This is a genomic window from Ruegeria sp. CH11, from assembly GCF_056537105.1.
The window spans coordinates 66,446-74,666 of record NZ_JBQFQX010000018.1 but is presented as its reverse complement, the minus strand read 5'-3'; the positions used below and the strand labels follow the sequence as shown (position 1 = coordinate 74,666).

Sequence of the window (8,221 nt, the reverse complement as noted above, 5' to 3'; positions counted from 1 at the left end):
AGATTTTCGTCCCAGAAGAGGTCTCGAATGTTTGCTTTGGCGGGCCGAAACGCAATCGCCTGTTCATCACCGCCTCCACAAGCGTATATGCAGTCCTCTTGCCGACAACCGGCGCTATGCTGTTCTGATGGCAGAGGCTACTATACTGAAGGCCTTAACGGGCCGCGGATTTCGTCTTGTCCAAGGCGCATAATTGAGAGTTACCAATACCTTCGGCTCTCAGGTAATCGATGCGCGGGCGTTCAAGGCTGATGACATCGACTTAACTGCGTTCTGGGCCAGCAAGGCAATACGGTATCCGCCCCGTGCAAACCGGCGGGCAACCGATGCTCCGGCTCCGTAACCTACATCTGTAATCAGACAGACTTTATCGTTCATAGTGGCTCTCCTTTGGGAAGGATCAGCTTGTATCAAGCTGCTCTAAATCAAGGATTTCATATCCGCAGCGAAGGTCGGAAACGCATAAAGCGAGGACTTGAGATCGCTGGCAGAGATGCCGTGACGCATGGCCATCGCAAAGAGATGAATCAGTTCGTCACCGTGATGGCCCAGGATATGAGCGCCCAAGACTTGATCGGTACTCTTGTCGACCAAAACTTTGGACCAGGCTGCCGTTTCCGCATAGGTCTTGGTGGAAAACCAACCGGACATATCAGAAACCGTAACTGAGACATCGAGACCCTTTTTCCGCGCTTCGGCTTCACTCAGGCCCACGGTGCTGAGCGCTGGAACGGTGTAGACGGCGCTGGGGATCACGCTGTAATCCGGCCTTTTAGTTGGTCCATGCACGATGTTGTGGCCGACAATCTGACCCTCATATGTTGCGATGGGGGAAAGTTGAGCGGAGCTGGTGACAGCATCGCCCGCAACCCAGACTGAAGGGTTGGAGGTGGACCGCATCGTATCGTCGATCAGAATGCGAAGTCCGTCATGCCCGACACCGGCGGCATCGAGGTTAAGCCCGTCGATATTGGCGACGCGGCCTGCGCCGTTGACGACCCGCTCGGCTAAAAGACTTTGGTTTCTGCCGTCATGTTCGAATTCAACACGCAACCCGTCGGCAGTCTTCTCGATTGCCGTCACCGATACTCCGGTTTTGACCGCTACGCCCAGACGTTCGGTTTCCGCTTGCAGAGCCGATACGGCGTCACTGTCCATACGCGGCAGCAACTGTGGCAACGCTTCAAGGATTGTCACCCGCACTCCGGCTCGCGCGTAGACATGACTGAACTCCATGGCAATGACGCCGCCGCCAATGAAGACAACTTCTTTCGGCACTGTCGCATCGGAAAGAACTTCGTCGGACGTGATCATGTGCTCGGTGCCGGGAATAGGCAGAGGCCTTGGCTTCGATCCTGTTGCGATAACGATGTCCTTGCCATGTATAACCTGACCGTCGACCTCAACCTCGTTCGGCCCGACAAAACGCGCGGTGCCTCGAAAGACATCACCGCGTTTTTCGGCCAACCCCTGCATGGCTTCAGGGATGAAACCAATCAGGTCTTTCTCTCGGTCGATCAGTTTCGTCCAATTGAGCTTTGGCTTGCTGACTTCGATCCCATGGATGGGGGCTTGTTCGATCTCGTGCATTGCATGGGCGGCCGCCACCAGAACCTTTTTTGGCGTGCAGCCGCGATTGGGACAGGTCCCGCCGAAATCGCGCGCTTCGATAAAAGCAATCGATTTTCCGGCTCCATGTGCCACGAAGGAAACACCGAACCCTGCATTGCCCCCACCAATAATGATCACATCATATGACTCGCGCATATTGTTACTCCTCTCGTTCTAATTTCCGATTGCGGATCTTTGTCTATAGAGATCACATGGCGGAACCGAAACTTTCGGTGTGGATCTGCTCGGCGGGAACGCCTTGGCTTTCCAGGTCAGCCTGCACGTCGCCCATGAAACTGACTGGTCCGCACAAAAAGTAATGCGCGTCAGGTTTTTCGATCAGTCAAGCAAGCAACGCTCCGGTGACGCGTCTCCGGGAATTGTAGTCGCGGCCATAGACATCTCCAGTTGCCGGTCTGCAAACGGTTAGGCAAGCTCACGCGCAATATGACGTGCCTGGGCCTGAGCTGAGGCGACCGAAGCTTTGTGACGCTCATCCGCGAATTCCTGATACTCGGCCGCAGCTTCGAACATGCGTTCTGCGCCTAGGTACTTGCGCAAGGTGCCGATATGCGCAGAAAGGTGGCCCGAGTCATTGCGAATCCCACCGTTCTCAAAGCCGAATTCGCCAGCCGATGTCAGCAGCACCAGTGTTTTTCCGGACATGATCGGTTCCAGAGGGAAGTCGCCGCGCGCCAAATCAAACGTAAATGTCTTATTGATCCGGATGATCTGATCAAACCAAGCCTTCAGGGCTGCGGGCATGCCATAGTTGTACATGGGCGTCGAAATCAGAAGGATGTCGGAGCGGTCGAGCTCGTCAATCAGCGTATCAGACAAGCTGACCAAAGCGCTCTGTTCAGGAGTGCGTTCTTCATCCGGTGTAAAGACGGACGCGATCCAATCGTTGGAAATGAAGTCCGGCGGGGTCATTCCGACGTCACGCACAATAATTTCGACGTCCGGATCAACCGTTTTCCATTCTTCCACGAAACTGTCCGCCAAAGCGCGGGAAATGGAGTTATAGGCCGCAACAGGGTTGTCGGTGCGGCGCACGCTTGCGTCAATTCTCAGGATTGTGGTCATCTTGTCACCTAGTCAGTTTGCAATGAACCATTCAAAGGTGAAGCCAGAGACGCACAGGTACAAATGAAGAGAATTCTGAATAGAGTGAGCTGACCTCAGCCATCTCTAATCGCTGAAAAAATCTTCTCCAGATGAGACGACGTCGCAAGTATATCCGCGTCCCTGTTTGCGCCGCCGCTCAAGGATAGGCTGACCCCCGGTCTCCGTTCTCCAAATGGAATGGAAATTGTTGGGGCATTGAGGAAAGCGGCTTTCATCGATACCGACAGGATACGGGCGTTTTCCCGTGCAAAGACCCCTTTATCGCGGGTCACGGCTTGAACAGACGGCGGGTACGACGGCAATGTCGGGTAAAGCAGCATCTTCCCTGCCAGTTCCCTGCCAAAGTCTGAGATGAGTGCCCGCCGGATTTCCAGCAATGCCTGCAGATCTGTGCCAAGGATTGAAGCCGCCTGAGCAAGGCGATCCTGCACATTTGGGTCCAGTCTGGCCTGCTGGTCTCCGACCAAGCTTGGCAGAATACGAAAGGCTTCGGCACTCACCAGCGTTCCATAGGTTTGGAAGATCTCCGTGACACGAGTGAAACTACGGATATCAACCCTTTCCAATTCGATGCCATGATCGGACAAATGCTGCTGGGCCTGTTCGTACATAGCCCTGATTTCCGGGGTAAATCCCACCAGGGCGTCTTCCCTCAGGCACAGAATATGACGGCAGGCGTCCCCGGTTTCTTTGCAATCCGACAAAACGCGATCTACAGCGCAAATCTGACTGACGTTAAAAGCGAGTGAGCCTGGCGTATCCAGAGAAGGCGCCAGTGGTAAAATCCTGGCGCTTTCATAACGGCCCATAGTTGGGCGAAACCCCACCAGGCCCTGACAGGCGGCCGGAATGCGCACGGAGCCGGAGGTATCTGTGCCCAATGCGATGTCGGCCAAGCCCAAGGCAACCGCTGACGCCGATCCGCTCGAGGACCCTCCGGGCACCAGTGTGCTATCCAACGCATTTAGAGGGGTGCCGAAATGCGGATTAACTCCGAGCCCGGAGAAGGCGAACTCCGACATGTTCACATGACCCAGAATGATCGCGCCCGCAGAACGTAGCTTGGCCACGATCGGGGCGTCATTGTCTGCTGGTTGAGGATCGATGGCCAAAGATCCCGCATGGCTTCGGAGCGCTTGCACGTCGATATTGGCCTTCACCGCAAGAAGCTGGCCGTCCAACGGGCCAAGCAGGCTCCCTGCGGCCTGCCGCGCGGAGGCGGATCGCGCATCATCCAACAGTCTATCTGGCGCAACGCTAAGGAATACCTCGCGCTGCGCGTCGAGCGAAGCCACGAAGTCGCGCGCCCGTTGAAGGATATTCATGTCGTCAGGGCCGGAGCCTTATAATAAGGCAGTTCTTCAACCCGTACGCTTTGCCGGTCTGCCTCATATTGCGTGCGCACGTGCTGCGCGATCTCTCCGAGAGTGGCGAACCAGACGTCACCCCTGTTCAAGATGGTTTCCATCCAGTCTTCCACCTGCCGCCACCGCGCCAAACGCCCGGTCAGGAAGGGATGCCAAATACCGATCCAGAAGCCACCTTCTTCGTATTGGGCTTCGAATTCCTCCCAAAATGGGGTCAGCCCGGCGCGTGGCCCGGCGACGGGCATCATGTAGCCAATCTCCTCAAAATGGGCGAATTGCGGCCAGTCGTCGGTCCCCCAATGCGGTGGAAGTTCGACCAAAGTCCGCCCGCCGGATCGCATGAGATATGGCACATCATCCGCCATCAGCGAACTGTCATAATCGAATTTATGCTTGTTCAGCAGGTCGATGACGGCTTGCGTCACATTGTAAACCGGTGCGCGATAGCCTTTTGGCACATTGCCCAGAACCCGCTTATGCGACTCCAGCGCGCGTTCAAACCAATAGGCTTGTTCAGACGCGCTGTGGTTTGTCGGGTCTTCGTGCAAATAGCCATGATGGCCGATTTCATGACCATCTTTCAGGATGGCTTGCATAGCATCTGGATATTGCTCCACGACCCATCCGGGTGCGAAGAAGGACTGTTTCAGCTCGAGGCGTTTGTAGGTTTCTAGAATCCGAGGGATGGCAACCGTCGGCCCGTAGCGCCCCATGGAGATCGGATAGAGGCGATCATGCCCGTCGACCGGCTTTGCGATATGGATCAGGCTGTCCGCATCGATATCAAAGGTGATCGCACAGGCGCATCGCGCGCCGTTTGGCCAGATTATCTTCTTCTGCATGGTTTTGCTCCTCTGTCACAATTGCGGGCATTGTTCGTCAGCCAATCGTCATACCAGCGCTGCAATGCGGATTTGACGACGGCATATTCACTGGCGCTCAGCCTTTGATCCGCGGCGCGCTGCATGCTGTCGGTGATGTTTTGAAGAATTATCTTTTCGTCGCACTTTTGGGCCTTGCCGTGCGAAACGGCCAGTTGTCCGCCGGTGAAGACGCTCTGGATGTCCGTGGATTTTGCCGAGCTGACCAACAGCTCAACCGGATCAATGCCGGGGTTTAACCAGGGACCTTCAAGACGGTCCAGGCGCAGAATCACAAAGTCGGCGCGTTTTCTAACGGACAGGCTTCCGATGCTGTGATCCATACCCATCAAACGCGCGCCACCCAAAGTGGCCATGTCGAAAACATCCTTCGCGGTCAGGCTAGGGTTCGCCCGATCACTCGACCAATAAAGGCTTTGCGCCAGACGCATTTCGGCGAACATATCGTCATCGCCTGCCAGGCTGGTCCCATCCATCCCCAGTGCGAGGTTGATGCCCATCCGCTTCATCAATGGCGCGGGTGCAATGCCGGACCGCAGCCGCAAATTGGAGCTAGGATTGCACACAATATGCGCGCGCGCCTCGGCGACTCGCGCCAGATCTTTTTCGTCCGCCCAGACCATATGCGCCAAAGACAAGCCGTCAGTGAGCAGGCCAGCTTTGCCCAATTCTGCGATGGCACCCTGAAAACTCCAGGCTGTAGCCGACAGGTGCTGCAGCCGAGACTCTTCTGCATGGGTGTGAATGCGCTGGCCGCTTTCGCGAACCTCCCTGGCAATGTCGCGAAGGATCTCTCGGCCCGTCCAATGCGGTGCCGTGGGGCCAAACCACACATCAGCGCATTCAGATGCCGCGTATTCGCCATTCATCCGGGACAGAAGCCGTACAAAGCTTTGCGGTGCAATACGTGTACGCGCAACGTGTTGGCGTTGCAGTTTGCATCGCAGAACCTCGGGCAAGGTGGTCAGAAACGACTGGCTTTGCCCATATGGATGCACAAGCTGGTTGTGCCATCTCTCGCCCGGCGCGATGGCACAGGACAGGCCAAGCCCATTATATACGGCGATTTTGTCTCTTATCTTCACTTCGGCAATGGCCGCTGTCTGACCCGTGGTGCCAGCATCCACAACAGCCGTTACCCCATTCTTCAGCAAGCGCATTGCCGCGTATTCGGTGGCGAGGCGCGGCGCAATGTCGGCTGCGCCAGCGGAGGCGAAAATCCAAGGCTCTAACAGGTCATCCCGTATCCCTTGGTTGATCAGGTTCACCCCATAACAATGGTGATGGGCATTCACAAACCCGGGCAGGATCGCCGTGTTTGTGTCCGAGTGCACCCTTGCGCTGGGATAACGTGACTTCAATACGGCCAGAGGCGCCAAGCCACCTATTCTACCGTCTAGAACATAAAGAGCGAAGTCGTTGTGACTGTGAAAAGCATCTTCGATGATCCAGCGGGCAGAAAATATGTCGCCGCCATTAGCCGTCATGAACAACAAATTCCAGCGCGCTGGGTTTGCCTTCGTCCCCATTGACTGGAGTGATATCTTGCGGGCAGGCCGACATCACGGCGTAGACTGGCATCTCAGCTTTGAATGACATGCTATCCCCCGCCTTTGACACCGGCGCAGCCCAGGCAAGGCTGCCATCAGGGTGAACTGGGACGTTCATCCACAGATTGAAGGGCGCTGGCACATGCGGTGCTTTTTTCCCGATAGCAAGCAAGGCCTGCCTCAAGTTGTCGGCGCAATTGTCGTGGTAATCAGTAACGCCCAATTGCTTGTACCGGTTGGCATCGCAAGCGGCGACCGTTGTGTCATGCACACCCGGCGATGTGTCTTGGGTCAGCGTCAGAAGAGGATTGCGCAGATTGCTGACCAACCTGTCACCGACCTTTGGGAAAACAGACAGAAGATCCGTATGCACATGCGGTATAGACAAATATTCATGCAGCTCTGCCGCATTGAACGCCCAGAAATCGCAGACTTGCCAGCCGGTCGGATTGGTGATGGTCAATGTCTGCCCGGCTGTCAAACGCACCGCGACACCGCAACGTGCTGGCACTGTATACCGTTGTGCAATGACCGGGACGCCGTCGGCAGAGACCGTGCTGTCCAGAGTTTGATTGAAACCATGGGGTCGGGAAGGGTCAAAACTTTGCATGTGCAAGAACTCCTGGTTAGGGGTTCAGAAACGCATGCTTCTCGGCAATTTAGAAATGACAAAAATTCAAGCGACGGATTAGATCGTTGCGGACGCGCTAATCTTCAAAAAACCTTTGACCGACGGCGCTGTCACGAAACTCATCTGCTTGGTCCAATAGCCATTCCCGGAACGCACGAACGCGTGCACGATTGGCGTAAGTTTCCGGGCAAACGAGAAAATAGCTCTTGTTCTTCAATGCCGTATCAAAGGGGGCGACCAGCATATTACGTTCCAGAAAACGCGCGGCGGCCAAAAGGCTGACCAGGGCCACACCATGACCATCGCTTGCCGTCAGCAGGCAGATGTGTTCCTCGGAATAAGTGACATAGGGCTCGACATCACCAGTCTGCAAGCCAGCCGCGTCCATCCAGCGCTCCCAACTCGGATCCGCATCGGAAAACCCGCTCCATTGGTATTCGATCAGACGAGACTTCAGAAGCTCTTCGGGGGAACTCAATGACTTCGCCTTTTCCACGCTGCAGACAGGGGCCACCCAGTCATTCAAGACCCAAGCCACATTGCTGTCAGGATAATCGCCAAAGCCATACCGAATGGCCACATCCACATCACTGGATTTGAAATCCACCAGTTGATCGCTTGACAGAACCTTTACCGAAATCTCCGGGTATTTCTCGTAAAAGCCTCGCAGCCGCGGGCTCAGCCAGTTGGCGGCAAAGGACCCGGTGGTTGAGATTGTCAATGTGCCCGCAAGGTCGTCTTCCTCCAGCGCGAGAGAGGCGGCTTCGATGTTCTTGAAGGCCTCAATAATGTGGGGCGCGTAATTGGCCCCATCCTCCGTCAATTTCAAGGCGCGGGTCAGCCGGTGGAACAGGGGTACCCCAAGTTGATCCTCCAGCGATTTGATCTGATGGGAAATGGCAGTCGGAGTGACGCATAATTCATCGGCGGCATCCTTGAAACTCAGATGCCGGCAGGCTGCTTCGAAGGCCTGAATGCTTTTCAACGACGGTATCTTCGCCATGACGCGCGGCTTTGCTCTCCTGATGCGATGCTATTTCGTCGTTCCACTCT

General features: G+C 55.7%; 8 protein-coding genes. All 8 read right to left on the bottom strand.

All coding sequences use genetic code 11. The features are described 5' to 3' along the window. Positions 1 to 219: 219 nt before the first annotated feature. The 8 genes from ACR0LX_RS19785 to gcvA all read right to left on the bottom strand — a co-directional run bounded on the left by ACR0LX_RS19785 (position 220) and on the right by gcvA (position 8,171). Positions 220 to 378 carry a hypothetical protein gene (locus tag ACR0LX_RS19785; protein ID WP_171329863.1) on the bottom strand — a complete coding sequence of 53 codons (159 nt, stop codon included), beginning with the start codon at positions 376 to 378 and terminating at the stop codon, positions 220 to 222. A gap of 42 nt (positions 379 to 420) precedes the next feature. Beyond that, complete coding sequence (locus ACR0LX_RS19780) at positions 421 to 1,767, bottom strand: dihydrolipoyl dehydrogenase family protein (protein WP_480785197.1); 1,347 nt, start codon at positions 1,765 to 1,767, stop codon at positions 421 to 423. 270 nt (positions 1,768 to 2,037) lie between these two features. Continuing rightward, positions 2,038 to 2,697, bottom strand: a complete 660-nt coding sequence (locus tag ACR0LX_RS19775) for an FMN-dependent NADH-azoreductase (protein WP_480785196.1) — start codon at positions 2,695 to 2,697, stop codon at positions 2,038 to 2,040. Positions 2,698 to 2,792: 95 nt separating this feature from the next. Continuing rightward, positions 2,793 to 4,064 (bottom strand): amidase family protein, encoded by a 1,272-nt coding sequence (locus ACR0LX_RS19770; protein WP_480785195.1) that lies wholly within the window; start codon positions 4,062 to 4,064, stop codon positions 2,793 to 2,795. Then, positions 4,061 to 4,948, bottom strand: a complete 888-nt coding sequence (locus ACR0LX_RS19765; RefSeq protein ID WP_480785194.1) for a polysaccharide deacetylase family protein — start codon at positions 4,946 to 4,948, stop codon at positions 4,061 to 4,063. The genes ACR0LX_RS19770 and ACR0LX_RS19765 overlap by 4 nt, the downstream gene beginning before the upstream one ends. Beyond that, positions 4,933 to 6,474 carry an amidohydrolase family protein gene (locus ACR0LX_RS19760; RefSeq protein ID WP_480785193.1) on the bottom strand — a complete coding sequence of 514 codons (1,542 nt, stop codon included), beginning with the start codon at positions 6,472 to 6,474 and terminating at the stop codon, positions 4,933 to 4,935. The genes ACR0LX_RS19765 and ACR0LX_RS19760 overlap by 16 nt, the downstream gene beginning before the upstream one ends. Beyond that, positions 6,464 to 7,147 (bottom strand): DUF1989 domain-containing protein, encoded by a 684-nt coding sequence (locus ACR0LX_RS19755; protein ID WP_170451051.1) that lies wholly within the window; start codon positions 7,145 to 7,147, stop codon positions 6,464 to 6,466. The genes ACR0LX_RS19760 and ACR0LX_RS19755 overlap by 11 nt, the downstream gene beginning before the upstream one ends. 97 nt (positions 7,148 to 7,244) lie before the next feature. Next, a complete protein-coding gene (gcvA, locus tag ACR0LX_RS19750; RefSeq protein ID WP_171329854.1) occupies positions 7,245 to 8,171 on the bottom strand; it encodes a transcriptional regulator GcvA in 927 nt (308 codons plus the stop codon). Positions 8,172 to 8,221: the final 50 nt, after the last annotated feature.

Bases quoted from the DNA above. Each gene is read 5' to 3' on its own strand.
- ACR0LX_RS19785 (WP_171329863.1), bottom strand. From the start codon at position 378: ATGAACGATAAAGTCTGTCTGATTACAGATGTAGGTTACGGAGCCGGA.
- ACR0LX_RS19780 (WP_480785197.1), bottom strand. From the start codon at position 1,767: ATGCGCGAGTCATATGATGTGATCATTATTGGTGGGGGCAATGCAGGG.
- ACR0LX_RS19775 (WP_480785196.1), bottom strand. From the start codon at position 2,697: ATGACCACAATCCTGAGAATTGACGCAAGCGTGCGCCGCACCGACAAC.
- ACR0LX_RS19770 (WP_480785195.1), bottom strand. From the start codon at position 4,064: ATGAATATCCTTCAACGGGCGCGCGACTTCGTGGCTTCGCTCGACGCG.
- ACR0LX_RS19765 (WP_480785194.1), bottom strand. From the start codon at position 4,948: ATGCAGAAGAAGATAATCTGGCCAAACGGCGCGCGATGCGCCTGTGCG.
- ACR0LX_RS19760 (WP_480785193.1), bottom strand. From the start codon at position 6,474: ATGACGGCTAATGGCGGCGACATATTTTCTGCCCGCTGGATCATCGAA.
- ACR0LX_RS19755 (WP_170451051.1), bottom strand. From the start codon at position 7,147: ATGCAAAGTTTTGACCCTTCCCGACCCCATGGTTTCAATCAAACTCTG.
- gcvA (WP_171329854.1), bottom strand. From the start codon at position 8,171: ATGGCGAAGATACCGTCGTTGAAAAGCATTCAGGCCTTCGAAGCAGCC.